The organism is Rhodoblastus acidophilus (genome assembly GCF_900187365.1).
In the GTDB taxonomy this organism is placed as follows: Bacteria; Pseudomonadota; Alphaproteobacteria; order Rhizobiales; family Beijerinckiaceae; genus Rhodoblastus; species Rhodoblastus acidophilus.
This window is the reverse complement of the sequence record NZ_FYDG01000001.1, coordinates 820,908-837,249: the sequence shown is the minus strand read 5'-3', so window position 1 is coordinate 837,249 and position 16,342 is coordinate 820,908. Positions and strand designations below refer to the sequence as shown.

At 63.5% G+C, this 16,342-nt stretch carries 15 protein-coding genes and 1 tRNA gene; 14 read left to right on the top strand and 2 right to left on the bottom strand.

Features of this window, described 5'->3' with window-relative positions; translation table 11 throughout:
• The first annotated feature begins 8 nt into the window (after nt 1-8).
• The 14 genes from CFB24_RS03550 (at nt 9) to CFB24_RS03490 (ending at nt 15,645) form a co-directional block, all read left to right on the top strand.
• Complete coding sequence (locus CFB24_RS03550; protein WP_141098334.1) at nt 9-2,744, top strand: hypothetical protein; 2,736 nt, start codon at nt 9-11, stop codon at nt 2,742-2,744.
• 236 nt (nt 2,745-2,980) lie between these two features.
• A complete protein-coding gene (locus CFB24_RS22405) occupies nt 2,981-3,310 on the top strand; it encodes a hypothetical protein (protein WP_141098333.1) in 330 nt (109 codons plus the stop codon).
• Between the two features lie 5 nt (nt 3,311-3,315).
• Nucleotides 3,316-4,329, top strand: coding sequence for a hypothetical protein (locus tag CFB24_RS03540; RefSeq protein ID WP_111390747.1), 1,014 nt, complete (start codon nt 3,316-3,318; stop codon nt 4,327-4,329).
• 8 nt (nt 4,330-4,337) lie between these two features.
• Nucleotides 4,338-6,827: a hypothetical protein gene (locus CFB24_RS03535; RefSeq protein WP_141098332.1), complete on the top strand. Its 2,490-nt coding sequence runs from the start codon at nt 4,338-4,340 to the stop codon at nt 6,825-6,827.
• A 74-nt stretch (nt 6,828-6,901) separates the two neighbouring features.
• Entirely contained in the window at nt 6,902-7,450 is a 549-nt protein-coding gene (locus CFB24_RS03530) for a peptidoglycan recognition protein family protein (protein WP_141098331.1), read from the top strand.
• Nucleotides 7,447-7,896, top strand: a complete 450-nt coding sequence (locus CFB24_RS03525) for a phage tail tip lysozyme (protein ID WP_088519157.1) — start codon at nt 7,447-7,449, stop codon at nt 7,894-7,896. Before CFB24_RS03530 ends, CFB24_RS03525 begins: the two co-directional genes overlap by 4 nt.
• Nucleotides 7,897-7,981: 85 nt before the next feature.
• The gene (locus CFB24_RS03520; RefSeq protein WP_088519156.1) at nt 7,982-8,227 is read left to right on the top strand and encodes a hypothetical protein; all 246 of its coding nucleotides are present in this window, start codon (nt 7,982-7,984) and stop codon (nt 8,225-8,227) included.
• Between the two features lie 82 nt (nt 8,228-8,309).
• A complete protein-coding gene (locus tag CFB24_RS03515) occupies nt 8,310-8,792 on the top strand; it encodes a hypothetical protein (protein WP_088519155.1) in 483 nt (160 codons plus the stop codon).
• 112 nt (nt 8,793-8,904) lie between these two features.
• Nucleotides 8,905-9,312: a hypothetical protein gene (locus CFB24_RS03510; RefSeq protein WP_088519154.1), complete on the top strand. Its 408-nt coding sequence runs from the start codon at nt 8,905-8,907 to the stop codon at nt 9,310-9,312.
• 24 nt (nt 9,313-9,336) lie between these two features.
• On the top strand, nt 9,337-9,657 hold the full coding sequence (locus CFB24_RS03505; RefSeq protein ID WP_088519153.1) for a hypothetical protein: 321 nt from the start codon (nt 9,337-9,339) through the stop codon (nt 9,655-9,657).
• Nucleotides 9,658-9,714: 57 nt separating this feature from the next.
• On the top strand, nt 9,715-9,972 hold the full coding sequence (locus CFB24_RS22400; RefSeq protein ID WP_104469626.1) for a hypothetical protein: 258 nt from the start codon (nt 9,715-9,717) through the stop codon (nt 9,970-9,972).
• Nucleotides 9,973-10,158: 186 nt separating this feature from the next.
• A complete protein-coding gene (locus tag CFB24_RS03500) occupies nt 10,159-10,956 on the top strand; it encodes an ImuA family protein (protein WP_141098330.1) in 798 nt (265 codons plus the stop codon).
• Entirely contained in the window at nt 10,880-12,409 is a 1,530-nt protein-coding gene (locus CFB24_RS03495) for a Y-family DNA polymerase (RefSeq protein WP_176440406.1), read from the top strand. Before CFB24_RS03500 ends, CFB24_RS03495 begins: the two co-directional genes overlap by 77 nt.
• Complete coding sequence (locus CFB24_RS03490) at nt 12,406-15,645, top strand: error-prone DNA polymerase (protein WP_088519151.1); 3,240 nt, start codon at nt 12,406-12,408, stop codon at nt 15,643-15,645. Before CFB24_RS03495 ends, CFB24_RS03490 begins: the two co-directional genes overlap by 4 nt.
• Nucleotides 15,646-15,686: 41 nt before the next feature.
• On the opposite strand, the gene CFB24_RS03485 is transcribed toward CFB24_RS03490, so the two are convergent.
• Nucleotides 15,687-15,762, bottom strand: a tRNA-Ala gene (locus CFB24_RS03485).
• Nucleotides 15,763-15,938: 176 nt separating this feature from the next.
• Nucleotides 15,939-16,325: a DUF779 domain-containing protein gene (locus CFB24_RS03480; protein WP_088519511.1), complete on the bottom strand. Its 387-nt coding sequence runs from the start codon at nt 16,323-16,325 to the stop codon at nt 15,939-15,941.
• Nucleotides 16,326-16,342 lie beyond the last annotated feature (17 nt).

Below are 16,342 nucleotides of genomic sequence, written 5' to 3'. Positions count from 1 at the left end.
TGCGTTTCATGCGATTGCATTTCGCGGCCTTGCTGTTGGCGTCGGCGCCGCTGGCCGAAGCAGGGCAATGGGGCGCATGGCCGCAGTTCGCCGCCCAGCGGCTTTACAACGCAAGCGGCGCCCCGATGCTTGGCGGCGGCGGGCATCTCATCGGCCCGGGAACGTCTTATTTCCAGCCCGCCTTGGTGAATAATTATGCGGTCGCCCTTGGCGACTCGCGCACCGCCAATTCAGCAGCGTTCCCTCCCTGGTCCGGCAGCACCTTCACGGTTTCCACGGACTTTTCCAACGGCTATGCCGGATGGCTTTTCCCTTTGTCAGGCAACAGGTTCCTGGCGCAAACTGGATGGAATTACGGCGTCGGCGCGCAAACCACCGCCGGCATAGCGGGCCGGCTTTTTTCGACGACGCAAAACTGCAACGACGCTTCGACCATCGGCTACGTTTGTTTCAACGGCGCCAGCGCCACGACCAGCGTGGCGGTCGCGCCCAATCCCGGATCTTCGCTGACAATCGCTCTGACAGGTCTGAGCGGGGTTCCCGCCGCCGGCGACTATATCTCCATTGCCAACACCACCAATTTCGGGTGTCAGATCGAGTCCTTCGACAGCGCCGCGCCGAGCGTCACCATCCCCGCCAATTGCATCATCGCGTCAGCGGCCTCGGGCGTCGTGGCAGCCTTCGCCCATCCCTCCACCGCTTCCGCCTTCGCGACTTACGCTCCATTCAACGCAACCAGCTCCGCCGGGGCCTCGATCACCGACCTCGACACGAACAAGGTCAATGGCGGCGCCTATTACGGCGGGGCCTATTCCATCGTCAACGATCCCGCGCAAGTGGTCTTCCTGCTCGCCGGCACGAACGACGGCAATCGCGGCGCGATCGCCGGCATCGCCGATTTTCAGGCCATCTTCAACGCCTTCGGTCCGACGGCGGCCAACAAGATCGTCGTGGTCGGAGACGAAGCCCCGCGCGGCCTGGCGGAGGGATATTCGCGCGCCAACGCCAATACACTCGGCGCGCCGGAAGTCTGGACCATTCCGAGCGTCGCGCCCTACGCAGTGACAGTCGTCAACGCCGCCGCCTACTGGGACACGCAGCAGGTGTTCTTCGCGCCATGCGGATCGACCACAATGGGCGCGCCGGCCAATTCCTATTCGTGCGGGACGACGGCGAGCGGCGTCACCTTCAGCGCCGGCGCGAACGACGGCGCCGCCCTGAGCGCGACGTCCTCCGCGCCCGCGCAGGGGCAATATGCGGTCAGCAACGGCGTCTATACGTTCAACAGCGCCGACGCCGGCAAGAAAGTCGCAATCTATTATCGCTGGAAGTCGAACAACAATCCCGCAGGCTCCACTTATCTCACGACCATCCACGACTGGTTGAATTCGACCTCTTGCGGGTCGTGGACCGATCCGATTTCGGGCGCGAATTATCCTGGCGTTTCCGGCGCGAAATGTCCGGGGCTCTACCCATGGGTTCACGTCGCCGCAAGCTGGGACGCCCAGCTTGACACGGCTGCGGCGTCCGGTGGCGGCAATTATTTCAACCTGCCTTATACGTCCGTGGACGGACTCCACCCTTCGCCTTACGGCGGCGCCCTTATCGCCAATGCGATGCTGCAAGCCGCGAGCCAGACTTCCGCTCTGCCGACGAGTACGCCTTTCACGCCGGCGACGGCGCAGAATTACTTCTTCTACGCGACCAGCACCACGTCGACGGCGGCGCAGACGTCGACATGCGGCGCGACGACCAAGAACTATTATCTGTCGTCCGTCTTTGTCGGCGGCGCGGCCCTGACATCGCTTCCGCTCGCGAAGGCGCAATCGATCTTCAAAACCGGCTCAAGGCTCTATTTCGCCAATTCCACGCAAGCTGCGTTGAATGGCGTGACAGTCGCCTGTGTCGATGTCGTCAACGGCCTGATCCAGTTGTCCTCTCCCTCGACCGTGATCATGACCGGCTCGACGTCCAACTGGGCCTTCGTTCAGAATGACAACGCCGCTCCAGCCTCTCTCCTCGGCGACAGCATCAAGGGCGGCGATATTTACGCGCTGCAGACCAATACGACGTCTTCGATCGCCAATACGGCCGCGCCCTCCGGTCCTGGCATTGGCGCGACGGTGATCAAGGGCGTTCCCTATGGCTGGTCTTTATCCGTCGATTCCGGGACGAGTTCGGCCTTGTCGCAGGGTGTCATGGGCTTGTCCTACGGGGTCGAACAGAACCCCTTCGGAGACGGCGACGACGACTTCGTTCTGCAATTGCAGGGCTATGCCGGAACGGGTTCGCAGGTCACGCTGTCGCAGTTCGTTCAGCCGCCGATCGCTTCGGCCTTTACGGCTGGTCAGTCCCATCGCGCGATTTGCCGTGTGAAGGTCTCGGCGGGACCGAACGGACATCTCTATGGCGTCGAAAGCGTCGCGATCAGATATTACGATCAAACGACCGGCGCGTTCTCGCCTCCCGGCCTGGCGTCCGGTTCGGCCACGCTTTGGGCCGCGCGAACCGGCGGCAGTTCGGTTGAATTCAGCGACGCCAGCATCGCCAGCGGCGCGCCCGGCGTGAGCGCCACCAGCCTCGGCAATGTCCTGATCCTCGATGAACTGACGCCGGCGGCCAGCGTCGAAGCCTCTGGGCCGTTCACATCACAGCTTGCTTTCTACGTCACCTATGCCGCGGGCGATCCGGTGTCCGCGACCATCCGTTTGCAATCGTGCCGGGCCATGCAGGTGTCACAATGACGATAGTCTATAATCTCCGCGCCTCGACCAATGTCTCGTTCCGATGGACTCGGGATCTTTCGAAATTCCAGAGCCTTTATAACATTTCCGCGTCGACCCTTCGCATGCAGGCGAGAGCGACCGCCGCCTCGGCGGATCCGCCGGTCTACGAGTGGTCTTCCAGCAACACCCGTGGCGGCCTGGTTTCCTTCGACGCTGCGACGGGTCTGTGCGTTTTCTCCGCGCCGGAAACGGACATGGCTCAGATGCCCGCGCATCTCGTCTACGATTGCAGAATGGAATTGCCCAACGGGGCGGTCGTTCCCTTGTTCGCCGGCCAGATCACGTTTTCGCAGAGCGTCACGCGAACCTCGTCGCTCTCGGGAGCCAGTGGAAATCTGGCCCTGTCGGACACTGTCGGCGTCGCGGGCGAGGGCGTCGGCGCGCTGACGCCCTTGCCATTATCGCTCTCCTCGGTCCTGGCGATCGCGCAGGGCGCGGCGTCGGCCGCGCAGACGGCCGCCGCCAAGGCGTCATCGGCGGCCGCAGGATCCAACGGTCTCATATCAGCTCTCATTTACGGTTGACCGCCATGAAGCAGGTTCTCATCCCCGCGGCCTTCAATCCCTCGGCGGGGACGGTCGATTTTTCGAACGTCCCTGGTTTTGTCCCGACGCGCTTGCTGGCCATCGTCAATTCTTCGGCCCGCGCCGTCCTTTATGATCCGACCTCCGCAGGCCTGGGCATCGCGTCCATCACAGGTTCGGCCATCAAACTTCAGGCGGATGTTTCCGCTCATGGCGCAAGCGATCGCGTCATCGCTTTCTACGATGACGGACAGACCATGGCGACCGCAGCGCGGCAGCCCGCGCTCCACGCCGATGGCGGCTCTCTCGCGCATGTCGCCAATTTTCCCTCGACCCAAACCGTATCGGGTTCGGTGACGGCGAATGACGGGGGCGCCCCGATCACGGGCGCGAGCCTGCCCACGGGCGGTTCGGGCGTGACCGGTTGGCTTTCGGCTATCTGGTCGAAGCTTTCGGGCACGCTGGCGGTGTCCTGGTCCGGGCAAAGCGTGGCGTCTACGCAATCCGGCGCGTGGTCGGTTGCGGTCAGCAATCTTCCGGCGACGCAGGCGATCAGCGCGACCTCCTTGCCGCTGCCGATTGGGGCGGCGACGGCGGCCAACCAGCCCGCGCTTCATGCCGATGGCGGCTCTCTCGCGCATGTCGCCAATTTTCCGGCCACCCAGGCGGTGTCCTGGTCGGGACAAACCGTGGGCGTGTCGAGCCTCCCGAGTCTGCCTGCGGGCTCCAACACGATCGGTTCGGTCAATGTCGCGAACTTTCCCGCCTTGCAGTCGGTGTCCGACGTTCAGAACGCTCCATTTTCCGGCGCTGTCGCAATGACGGTTGGAACGGTTTATGCGGCGCAGCGCTCGCTCGGCGTTCTCTGCGCCGCCTCTGGCAATGTGCAGATGCTCTTGTCCGATGGCTCTGGCCTCACCTTGCCCGTCACGCCGGGTTGGCAGACATTTCCCTTCGCGGTGATTCAGGTCGTCGCGGCGGGGACCACCGCCACGGCAAGCTACTTTAACTTGAAATGAGGGTCGTCATGCTGCGTTCCAGGCTCCGCTCCTCCATAGCTTCTGTCGCCTTGCTGGCGTCTTGTCCTGCGGCCTTCGCCGTTCCAACCGGTCAGTCCGCGCCGCTCAGCGACGGCTCCGCGTTGACGATCACCGGCTCCGGGTCGAACGTGCCACGCACGGCGGCCGCCCGCGCCGTCGACCAGATCAATGCGTTGGACTTCTCAACATTCCAGGCGGCCGTATCGCGGGCGATCGCTGTTGGAAAAACACTTCGCCTGCCCGCGGGCGCCTATTCCTATACGGGCGGTTCTCTGCAAATCACTGTTCCAGTCGTGTTCGAAGCCGGCGCGCTCTTGTCGTGCAACGGCGGCAACGTCAGTTTCACGAATACGGTCTCGGCCTCGCGCAATCAAATCTTTGCGTCCGGCTGCATGCCCGACTTTTCGAACGACAAAAAACAATCTTATGTGTTCCCGGAATGGTGGGGCGCAGTGGGCGATTCGGCTTGCACGGCCGGTTCCGGCGCGGACAGCACTGCGGGATTGGCCAATGCGATCGCTTCCGGCGCGGCGCAAATCTCCTTGGCCGGCAACGCGAATTATCGCTTCACCAGCCTCTCGACGACGCGTTCCCACCTCTCCCTGATCGGAGCGGATCGCGGTTCAACCTTGATGTGCCAGGACGATGCGACCGGGCTGCTCGACGGACTCGCGCTGACCGGCGCAGGGGGGCAGAACATCATCAAGGACATCAACTTCAGCCGTATCCAGAACGGCGTCGGCTCGGTCGCCGCGGCCTCCGTTGTTGCGGGCGGTTCCGGCTATGCGGTGGGCGACGCCATCACGCTGGCTGGCGGCGTCTCGACCACAGTGGCGGTTCTGACCGTGACGAGCGTTTCCAGTGGCGCGGTGACGGGGGTTTCCGTTCAGACGGCGGGCGCCTATACGCAGCCCGCGCTGCCGACGGCGACCATGACGATTACGCCCGCCGTCGCGCAGGCGTCGACGTCCGGCGGCGGAACGGGCGCGACCTTCAAATTGCGCTGGCAGGGTCCGGCCGATCTGCGCATTCAGGATGATTATTTCGTTACGGTCGAGCACAATACTTTCGCGGGTTCGGGCTCGTGGGATCATATCAGGATCGAGGGGAAAAACACGAATCCAAATCAGATTTACGTGGAGCGAAGCCAGATATTCGGAGCCAATCACGACAATGTATTGATTTATGGCCCATCCAGCAGCGCCACGCCCGGAGATATTTACATCGAGGATCATAATTACATTCGCGGCGCCGGCTTTGCCGGGGTTGAGGTTCTTGGCTATACGAATGGCATTTTCGAGACGGCGAACACGATCTACAACAACAAATACGGAAACTACTGGGATGCAGGTCCTGCTGGCTACATACAGTCCGCCAAGATAAGATCGAATGATATCGACACGAATGCGTCCGGCGACTATTATTTCGGTTTGTCCGACGTTCATTATCAACAGAACTGGCACTCGGACGTCGCGCCATTTGTCTGCACAAGTTGTGTGAACCTTCAGGCGGAGGGGAACGCCTTCACCATAGGCGGGGGAACGACGGCCGCCGTGTTCAATGGCGCCCTGTCCGTTCATTTCGATGGCAATAATTTTACAGGCGGCTCTACTCCCATCCAAGTCAACCCCTATAACGGCACGCAGTCAAGTCAGCTGACTTTTGCATCCTCGAACTGGTCTTACGGCGGCGGTTATTTTCTCACGACAACCGGAACGCCTTCGCAGATCACAGTGGGCGTCCAGTTGACCAGCACGTCGCAGGCCGTGATCGCGCCGACCTCGGCGATCAACAATCTCACGATCATTGGCCAGCAAAGCCCGGACAACAACTCGAACAATGCGTTTTCTTCTGTTCTTTGGGGCAAGGGCAACACCGTCGGAGCCGAAGAAAGCGCCGCGGGCGGTTACGCCAATCAGGTCTATGGCTATGGGGCGACGGCCTTCGGCGCCAACAACAAGGCCGTCGGCTCTTTTTCGACCGTTCGCGGCTATATGGCCAGTGATGACGGGCTCTATGGCGCACAGTGTTTCGCCAACGGCTCCACGACCGGCGCGATCGGCGGCCAGCAATTATGTCAGCATGTCCTGCGAGGGCGCTCCACCGGCACAAGCGCGTTGCGTCTCACGTCCGACGGGAATGCGGCGGGGTCGACGAATTGTCTGAACCTGGCGGACAGCTCTCACGCCCAGTTCATGATCATGGTGTCGGGCTTCAATCCAAGCGCCGCCACATCGGCCAATTGGCAATCAGCCGGTCCGAACATTCTGACGAGAGGCTCCGGCGTTGCGAGCACTTACTATAGCGGGTCGTTCTCCGCTTCGACCGCCCCGGCTGTTTCGACCGGCGCGGGTTCGTCGGCGCGATTGCAGCTCTCGGCTGACACGACGAACGGATGCCTGAACGTGACGATCACGCCGCCTGACGCCAATACCTGGGATTGGGAGGCGGCGGTCATTCGGCTGAAAATGCAATGACGAGCCTTCACTAATCTTGCGCATTGGAAAGCCGCTTCATTTCAAGCGGCGCGCGCCTTCCTGAAAGAAACGACATGACCTTTCTCACCGATCCGCGCGGGTTCGCCGCGGCGGAATTCGCGGCCTATTGCGCCGGGCTGGACTGGCGCGAGGGCTGGCGGCCTTCGTTCGTCACCCTGCACAACACCGCCGAGCCGAACCTCGCGCAATGGGCGCATTTCGGCGCCGGCTTGAAGAACGGCGCCCAGCGCGTTCGCAACCTCAACGCCTATTATCGCGGCAAGGGGTGGCATTCCGGGCCGCATCTGTTCGTCGCGCCGGATTTCATCTGGCTCGCCTGCGATCTGGAGCGCGATGGCGTTCACGCCTCCTGCTTCAACCGGACCTCGATCGGCGTCGAAATGGTCGGCGACTATGCGACCGAGGCCTTCGACAGCGGCGACGGCGCCAAGGTGCGCGACAACGCCGTGGCGGCCGTGGCGGCGATCTATCGCGCGCTTCGCATCGCCCCGACCACGCTGCGCTTCCACAAGGAATGTCTGCGGGATCGTCACGCCTGCCCTGGCGCGCATGTGGACAAGGCGGATTTCATCGCACGCGTCCAACAGGCGATGAGGTCATGACCATGGATCAGAAAACCTATGCCGCCAGCGCCGCCGTGATCCTCAAGTTCTGGCGCGGCGCCGGCCTCACCTTCGAACAGGCTTGCGGGATGCTCGCGCAAGCCGACGCGGAAAGCTCGCTCGATCCGAAGGCGGTCGGCGACCATGGCCAGGCGTTCGGTTTGCAGCAATGGCATGGCGACCGCGCCGACGCGATCAAGGCGGGCTGCGGCGTCGATCTCCGCGCCCTGCCGCCGCTGCAAGACCAGCTCAAGGCGGCGCTGTGGGAGCTGACGCATACCGAAAAGCGGGCGTGGATCGCGATCCAGAACGCCCGGACGGCTTACGACGCCGGCTATGCCGCCTGCCGATTCTGGGAGCGTCCCGGCTCGCCAATCCAATACGCCCGGCGCGGCCAGAAGGCCGAGGCCTGGGTCACCTATTTCCGGAAAAATCCGGTCACGTGATCCTCGCCATCCCGGCGCGGAAGATAGGGACCGCATGAACACGTCCCTGAGACTGAAAATCCTTGAACGAAAGGTAAGCACCATCATGAGCGCCATCGAAGACCTCAACGCCGCTGTCTCCAACATCGGCTCGGCCGTCACCGCCGCCGTGGCGGATATCCAGGAGCAGGCTGCGAAAATTGCCGCCGTCGCCGCGCAGCCGTCCGTCGTGCCGGAAGACACCGCCGCCATCGAGGACGCCGTCGCCAAGCTCAACGCCAGCGCCGCGGCGCTCACCGCCGCCGTGGCGCCCGTCGCGGTGCCGGCCGCCGAAGTTCCGGCCGCTTCCTAAACCTGGAACAACGCGCGGGAGGATCGCCCGGCCGACCCGCGCTCCTTTTTCTCTGTCGGGCCTAACCCCTGAAAGGCATGAAATGAAACACGTCCTTGAATTCAAGGCGGCGCTCGCGCTCGCCCTTTTCGCGGTGTTCGCCGTGATCGGTCTGGCGCCGGCCTATGCCGAGACGGCCTCGACCATCGTCATTCCCTGGGGCGACTGGCTGTCGTCGCTGCTCGCGTCGGTCGCCTCGCTCGCGATCGCGCTGCTGTCCTTCGTCGTCGCCAAATGGGCGCCGGCCTATGTCAAGGTGCTGCTGACCGACGACCTGATCAGCAAGGCGGTCAACTATGGCTTCGGCGCCGTCGAGGGTGCGGTCGCCGGCAAGACGCTGTCGCTCTCGACCACCAATCTGGTCCTGGCCGCCGCCGAACAATATGCCGTGTCTTCCGCGCCCGCGATCTCGAAGTGGCTCGGCGCCAACCTGCGCCCGCTGATCCTTGCCAAGCTCTCGGCCCTGGGCGTCGTCCCGGCTGACGCGACCGCCGAGGCCACCGGCGCGGCCGTCGCCGCGAAATGACCGCCGCCATCCTCGCGTGGATCGGCGGCGTCACCGCCGTCGTCATCCTCCTGCTCGTGGCGTTCATAGGCTGGGCCGGCCGCGAGCAGCGCAACGGTCGAAATCCGTTCCTGTGACTAATATCGCCGTGCGCCTCCAGGCCATCGATGCCCTGCTGCAGAAGGTCGAGGCGCTGCAGATCGAAAAACTGGTCGCGGACATAGGCGCCGCGATCAGGCGCCCGACCGTCTCTGGCGCGCTTGAGGCGCTGGAGGAGGGCGCAGCGGACGGCGCGGCGATTGCGGCGCTGATCCCTGGCGGCGCTGCGGTGGCCGCCGAACTCGGTCTCGCCGCGACTGTGCTGGGTCTGCTGGACGAAGCGGTCAAAGCCATCCCGCTCGCCCCGGATTTCGGCTTGCGGCTCGCGGCGCTCCATATCCATGCGCCCGCGCTGATCGCCGTTCATCACGGCCCCGTCGAGCCGATCTTCGGCGAGAATGACGGGCCGGAGCGCGTGTTCGGTTTCACACCTGACCCCTGAAATTCACAACATCAAGGATGCCTCATGGTCCGTTCTCTTCTTTCGGGCGCGTTGGTTTGCGCCCTGTTCGCCGCGACGGCTTCCGCCATGTCGTACAAACTCCCCTCGTCGGATCAGATCCAGCAGAACGCCAAGACCGCCGCCGCTGTCGCCCAGATTTTCGCCTGCGACATCAGCACCGTCGCAAATATCGCGCTGACGGCGGAACAAGCGGTCAATTCAGGGGGGCAGGTGGTCCGCACGGGAACCACGACCAAGATCGTCGGCGTCTCGACCGCGCTTTGCGGCGTGCTCGGCGGGGTCGTTTCAATCATCGTTCCGTCTGCCGCGCCGGCGTCGAAATAATCATGGCCGGGGTCGCGCGCCCAGCCTGATACCCAGCAGCAAAGTAGGACGAATGTGATGATTGGCGAGATTCCCAGTTGGCTGGTGACATTAGGCGCCAGCGCCCTTACAGCGGTTGGCGGGTTCATTCTTGCTCTGCTCAATCGCGGGCCGGCGATGCAGACCGCACTGGACGCCCGTCTGCAAACCTTGATCGATGGCTATGAGCGGCGGGTGGATGACCTGATGCTGGAAGTTCATGGCCTGCGCGAGGAAGTTGTCAATCTTCGCCGCGCCCTGGCTGAGGCGCATTACAAGAACGGTTTCGGCGCCTGATTTTCGCCCGCTGGATTTCAAAATTCCGCCCCGCCCGGCTTGCGCCGGGCGGGGCTTTTTTTGTGTTTTCAGCACCTCTTGACTCTCGCGACATTTGGGGTTTTTATCGGAACATAACAGGAACACTTTTGTGAAAGCGCCATGCATTTCGTGCAGAGAGGCGACGACTCGTCTCGTGTCAAAACCTTGGCCGACTTGCGTCTGGTTCTCGCGGGGATCGTGGCCCGGTCCGGCCATGGCGCGTCGGATCGGGAAGCAACTTTCGCTCTTGGCGCGCGCGAACTGGATCGCTGTCTTGGCGGCGGGTTGGGTCGCGCCGCCTTGCATGAAATTCACGCGTCTGGCGCCGATTGGCCAGCGGCGGCCGGCTTTGGCCTGGCCTTGACCCGGCGCGCCGCGCTGGACCGGCCTGCGCTTTGGGTGCGGTCGGATTTTCTCGACGCCGAGGCCGGGCGGCTCAATGGAATGGGGCTGGCGGAATTCGGCGTCGATCCCGCGGCGCTGTCGCTGGTGAGGGGGAAAGACGCGGAAGCCGTGCTGCGCGCCGGGGGCGAGGCGGCGCGTTGCGAAGGTCTTGGCGCGGTCGTGATCGAGATTTCCGGCGCGCCGCGCGCGCTCAATCTTTCCGCCACTTTGCGGTTGGCGCGGGCGGCGGAAAGATCCGGCGTCACCCTGTTCCTGTTGCGCATCGGTCTTGAAGAGGCGGAGACCGGGCCGCCGCCGAGCGCCGCCGCCTCGCGCTGGCTGGCGCGAAGCTGTCCGTCGCGCGCTTTGCCCGCCAATGCGCCGGGCGCGCCGGGTTTTCAAGTGACCTTGCTGCGCCATCGCGGGCTGGCGGCGGCGCGTTCGTGGCGTTTGGAGTGGTTGCGTGACCAAGGCTTGTTTCATCACTTCCCAGAGCCGGACAATGCGGCTGTATCTCGCGCTCTTCCTGCCCTTTCTGCCGACGGAGCGACTGCGCCTCAGCGGCGGCGCGCCGGATGACGGGACGCCTTTCGCCTTGGTGGAGAAACGCGCCAATTCGCAGAGGCTTGTCGCGCTTGATCCCGCCGCGCTGGACCAGGAATTGACGCCCGGCCTGTCGCTGTCGGATGCGCGCGCGCGCGTGCCGCGCCTCATCGTCGCGCCGGCCGATCTCGCGGCGGATCGCGCCTTGCTTTTGCGTCTGGCGGCGCGTTGCGAACGCTATACGCCATTGACGGCTCTTGATGAACCGCATGGCCTTGTGCTCGACATCGTCGGTTGCGCGCATCTGTTCGGCGGCGAAGAGGCGATGCGCCTCCGTTTGATCGCCGATTTCCGCGCCTGGGGTTTTACGGCCCAAGCGGCCGTTGCGCCGTCGCCCGATTGCGCGCGCGCCTTGGCGCGTTTTTCTGCCGGCGGCGTTTTCATGCCGGATCAAGCGGAAGGCGCCGTTGGCCGCTTGCCGCTCGCCGCATTGGAAGCGGATGAGGACGTGCGATTCGCGCTCAGCCGCGCCGGCTTCAAGACGCTCGGCGAGTTGGCGGCGCGGCCGAGGCGCGCTTTCGCCGCGCGCTTTGGAAATGAATTTTCGTATCGGCTGGACCGTGTGTTCGGTCGCGCCGATCGACGCATCACGCCGCTGCGTTCGCCGCCAGATCGCATGGTCGAACGGCATTTTCTCGAGCCTTTGGCGCAGCGGGAAGCTTTGGAGCCCGTCATTGGCGACTTGTTGAGCGAAGCCGCGTTTTTGCTGGAGCGGCGCGGCGAGGGCGGACGCGCGTTCGAACTGTTCTTGTTTCGCGCCGATGGCCATGTGCGCCGTCTGTGTGTGGAAACTCTGCGACCGACTCGCGATGAAAAATTTCTTGCGCGTCTGTTCCACGAAAAACTCGACTCGCTCACGGATCCGCTGGATCCGGGCTTTGGCTTCGACGCCTTGCGTCTCTGCATTCCCCGCGCGGAAACATGCGATGCGGCGCAGGCGTGTTTCGACGGAGCGGCGCAGAGCGATCATGAGCGTGAGTTGAGTGAATTGCTCGATCGCCTCACCACGCGCTTCGGTCGCGCGCGGGTGTTGCGATTCATGCGCGAAGACGCCTATGAACCGGAGCGTGAAAGCCGGCTTGTTCCCGCTTCCGCGCCGCCGTCCACATGGCCGGCGCCCGTTGTCGGAGAGCCGCCGGCGCGGCCGCTCACCTTGTTCGATCCGCCGCAACCGGTTGAGGTCGTGGCCTTGGCGCCGGATGGTCCGCCCGCGCGATTCCGCTGGCGCCGAAAAAACCATGATGTGTTGCGCGCCGAAGGACCCGAACGCCTTGCGCCGGACTGGCGGACGCAGGGACTGGAAGCGCCGGAACGGGATTATTACCGTGTTGAAGATGGGGAGGGCCGGCGGTTCTGGCTGTTCCGCCACGGACTCTACGAGCGCGGAGACGCGGCGCCGCGCTGGTTTCTGCATGGGTTGTTCGTGTGACCTATGCCGAACTGGTGTGCGCCTCGAACTATTCCTTTCTGCGAGGCGCCTCGCCGCCGGAGAGATTGATTCTCAGGGCGTTGGAGCTGGGTTATTCCGGCCTCGGCTTGTGCGACCGCAATTCCGTCGCCGGCGTCGTGCGCGCGCTCGGCGCGCTGGAGGACCTTCGTGATGACGCGGATCTTTCAGCGCGGGCGAAAAAATTCAAATTCGTGGTGGGCGCGCGTCTGGTCTTTTCCGACGGCGCGCCCGACGTCGTCGCCTATCCGCGGAATCGCGCGGGATGGGGGCAATTGTGCCGTCTGCTCACAACCGGAAAACGCCGGGCGAAAAAGGGCGAGTGCCTTCTGAATTTCGACGATTTGCTCGCGGACGCGCGCGACCTTCTGCTGATCCTTCCCCCGCAACGCCCACAGCCGGACCTTGAAACCTTTCTTGTGAAGGCGCGTGAAAAATGCGCGGGACTTTGGCTTGGCATCAACATGCCGCGCGGCGGCGCAGATCGGCGCAGATTGCATGTCCTGAGCGATCTGGCGCGACGGCTCAGCGTCAAGATTCTCGCGCATAACGACGTGCTCTATGCCGGTCCCGAAGACCGCCCTTTGCAGGATGTTCTGTCTTGTGTGCGCGAACGTGTCACGCTCGCGCAGGCGGGCCGACGCCTTGAGAGCAACGCCGAACGGCATTTGAAAGCGCCGGGCGAAATGGCTCGTCTGTTCGCGGACGCGCCTGAGGCGATTGGGGAAACCGAGCTTTTCTTGTCGCGCATAAAATTCCACTTGCGCGAACTCTCCTATGAATATCCCGACGAGCCGGTTCCGCAAAACTGGACGCCGCAGGCCTGGCTGGAAGAATTGGTGCGGCGCGGCTTGCCGCAGCGCTATCCGAATGGCGCGCCGCAGAAGGTGCGCGATCTCTTGGCGAATGAATTGGCTCTGATTGCGGAGCTGGATTACGCGCCTTATTTTCTCACCATACACGACATTGTCGCCTTCGCCCGGGAGCAGGGCATTCTGTGTCAGGGGCGCGGCTCGGCGGCCAACTCGGCGGTCTGTTATGTGTTAGGAATCACCGCCGTCGATCCGGCGGTGAACGATCTGCTGTTCGCGCGTTTCATCTCCTCGGAGCGACGCGAGCCGCCGGACATCGACGTCGATTTCGAGCATGAGCGACGCGAGGAGGTCATCCAGCATATTTACCGGAAATATGGCCGGGAGCGCGCGGGACTGGCGGCGGAGGTGATCTGCTATCGTCCGCGAAGCGCCTTGCGCGATGTGGCGAAAGTGTTTGGGTTGTCCGAGGATACGATCGGCGCGCTGTCGTCGCTGCAATGGGGCTCTCACGGATCGCCACGGCTTGGCGGCGCGGAGATCGCTCAAGCGGGGCTCGATCCCGACAATCCCGTCATCGCCCAGGTGCTTTGCTTCGCGCAAAAAATTCTCGGGTTTCCACGTCACCTGTCGCAGCATGTCGGCGGCTTCGTGCTGACGCGTGGGCGGCTCGACGAGATCTGTCCGATCGGCAACGCCGCCATGGCCGACCGCACCTTTCTTGAATGGGACAAGGAGGACATCGCCACGCTCGGCCTGATGAAGGTCGATGTGCTCGCTTTGGGCATGCTCACCTGCATCCGCAAGGCGTTCGATCTGCTCTACGCGCACAAGGGTTTGCGCATGGGGCTGGCCGATGTCCCGACCGAGGAGAAGGCTGTCTATGACATGCTGTGCGCCGGCGATTCCATCGGGGTGTTCCAGGTCGAGAGCCGCGCGCAGATGAACATGCTGCCGCATCTGCGTCCCCAGAAATTTTATGACCTTGTCATCGAGGTCGCCATCGTGCGGCCTGGTCCAATTCAGGGCGACATGGTGCATCCCTATCTGCGCCGACGCGCCGATCTTGAGCCTGTTGCGTTTCCCTCGCCTGCGCCGGGGCGCGGCGATCCCCACGAATTGCGCGGGGTGCTCGGCCGGACCCTTGGCGTGCCGCTGTTTCAGGAACAGGCGATGCGGCTCGCCATGGTGGCGGCGGAATTTTCCGAGGCGGAAGTCAATCGTCTGCGCCGCGCCATGGCGACGTTTCGCAATCTTGGAGAAATCGGTCAGTTCGAGAAGCTGTTGGTCGAACGCATGGTTGCGCGCGGTTATGAGCGGGATTTCGCGCAACGCTGCTTTGAGCAAATCAAGGGGTTTGGCGCTTATGGCTTTCCCGAAAGCCATGCGGCGTCCTTCGCCATTCTCGTTTATATTTCGGCCTGGCTGAAATGCCGGCATCCCCAGGTGTTCGCCTGCGCGCTGCTCAATTCGCAACCGATGGGGTTTTATGCGCCGGCGCAGATTGTTCGCGATGCGCGCGAACATGGCGTCGAGATTCGGCCGGTCGATGTCAACGCTTCTCTTTGGGACAATAGTCTGGAGCGCGGCGAGGACGGTCTCGCTTTGCGCATCGGTTTTCGTCAGGTCAGCGGTCTGCGCGAGGATGAAGGCGCCAAGCTTGTCGCAGCCAGAGGGCAGGGCGGTTTCGAGACTTTGGAAACCTGCGCGGCGCGGACCGGCCTCTCGTCGCGGACGCTCAAACTGCTGGCGGACGCCGACGCCTTTCGCTCCTGTCGCGCGCTGACGTCGGAGCCGCGCGAGCGGTTCGATCGCCGCGCCGCTTTATGGGCCGCGCGGCGTCTGCCGGGCGCAAAACCTTTGCCCCTGTTCGCTGCTGCGGGGATCGAGGAACTGACTGAGGAACCCGATCCTGTCTTACCGGCGCTCGGCATTGGCGAGCAGGTGGTCGCCGATTACCAGAGCCTGCGCCTCAGCCTCAACGCCCATCCCATGCAGTTGCTGCGGCCGCTATTTTCACGCGAGAAATTTTCCAGCGCCGGCGCTCTGGCGGGCTGTTCCGACGGCGTATGGCGCAAGGCGGCGGGGCTGGTGCTGGTGCGGCAGCGGCCCGGGACTGGAACGATGGTTTTCGTTACGCTGGAGGATGAGACCGGCGTGATCAATGTCGCGATTTACGCCAGTCTGTTCGAGCAATTTCGCAGGGAGACCATGGCGTCGCGGCTGATGGCGGTGGAGGGTAGGGTGCAAAGAAGTTGGGCCGGCGTCGTCCATCTTTTGGCGCGCCGGGTTTATGATCGTTCGGAGGAGTTGGCGCGTTTGGCGGAAGGGCTGCAAGGGCGCGCCGACCGTGCTCGCCACCCGCGCAATGTGCGGGTGATTCCGCGCTCGCGCGATTTTCATTAAAACGCTGCAGCGGCGTCAAGCGATCCGCTTTTTCATGTTTTTGGTGGAGCCAGACGGAATCGAACCGACGACCTCTTCAATGCCATTGAAGCGCTCTCCCAACTGAGCTATGGCCCCATCGCATTCCGGCCTTGGGAGGGCCGGCGCTTTTTGACGTCGAACGAAACGTTCACTGGCGCAAGCAGCTCGTTCGTCGTCAGAGGGGTGCTCTTTAGCCGCAGCTGGCTTCCGCTGCAATATGAATTTCGCTTTTGTCGCAAAATTCACTGGCGCGCGGCGTGATTGAAACCGGATTAGCCGCCGCGCGCGGGTTCGCCGCAGGCGGCGAGGGCTTGACATTCCGCGTCGGTGAAGACGCGCGAACGGGTGTGGAAGCTGATCCCTTCCGGCGCTTCCAGGGAGAAACCGTTGGAGCCGCCGGGGACCACGTCGATGATCAATTGCGTGTGGCGCCAGTATTCGAACTGGTCTTCGCGGATGTAGAAGGGGCAGCCGCCGATTTCGCCGATCAGCAGGTCGCGCGGGCCGATGTAATAGCCTTGCAGCGGATTGCACAACGGGGCGGAGCCTTCGCAGCAGCCGCCGGACTGGTAGAACAACAGGGCGCCATGCTTTTCGCGCAGGATCGCCATCCAGCGCAGGGTTTCTTCCGTCGCGACGACTCGTGCGGGCGCGGACATGATTGGCTCCATCACAT

What these genes read in the sequence shown, in the direction of transcription:
- CFB24_RS22405 (WP_141098333.1), top strand. Translation starts at nt 2,981, where the DNA reads ATGGCTCAGATGCCCGCGCATCTCGTCTACGATTGCAGAATGGAATTG.
- CFB24_RS03505 (WP_088519153.1), top strand. Translation starts at nt 9,337, where the DNA reads ATGGTCCGTTCTCTTCTTTCGGGCGCGTTGGTTTGCGCCCTGTTCGCC.
- CFB24_RS22400 (WP_104469626.1), top strand. Translation starts at nt 9,715, where the DNA reads ATGATTGGCGAGATTCCCAGTTGGCTGGTGACATTAGGCGCCAGCGCC.
- CFB24_RS03530 (WP_141098331.1), top strand. Translation starts at nt 6,902, where the DNA reads ATGACCTTTCTCACCGATCCGCGCGGGTTCGCCGCGGCGGAATTCGCG.
- CFB24_RS03520 (WP_088519156.1), top strand. Translation starts at nt 7,982, where the DNA reads ATGAGCGCCATCGAAGACCTCAACGCCGCTGTCTCCAACATCGGCTCG.
- CFB24_RS03495 (WP_176440406.1), top strand. Translation starts at nt 10,880, where the DNA reads ATGCGGCTGTATCTCGCGCTCTTCCTGCCCTTTCTGCCGACGGAGCGA.
- CFB24_RS03525 (WP_088519157.1), top strand. Translation starts at nt 7,447, where the DNA reads ATGACCATGGATCAGAAAACCTATGCCGCCAGCGCCGCCGTGATCCTC.
- CFB24_RS03535 (WP_141098332.1), top strand. Translation starts at nt 4,338, where the DNA reads ATGCTGCGTTCCAGGCTCCGCTCCTCCATAGCTTCTGTCGCCTTGCTG.
- CFB24_RS03515 (WP_088519155.1), top strand. Translation starts at nt 8,310, where the DNA reads ATGAAACACGTCCTTGAATTCAAGGCGGCGCTCGCGCTCGCCCTTTTC.
- CFB24_RS03550 (WP_141098334.1), top strand. Translation starts at nt 9, where the DNA reads ATGCGATTGCATTTCGCGGCCTTGCTGTTGGCGTCGGCGCCGCTGGCC.
- CFB24_RS03540 (WP_111390747.1), top strand. Translation starts at nt 3,316, where the DNA reads ATGAAGCAGGTTCTCATCCCCGCGGCCTTCAATCCCTCGGCGGGGACG.
- CFB24_RS03480 (WP_088519511.1), bottom strand. Translation starts at nt 16,325, where the DNA reads ATGTCCGCGCCCGCACGAGTCGTCGCGACGGAAGAAACCCTGCGCTGG.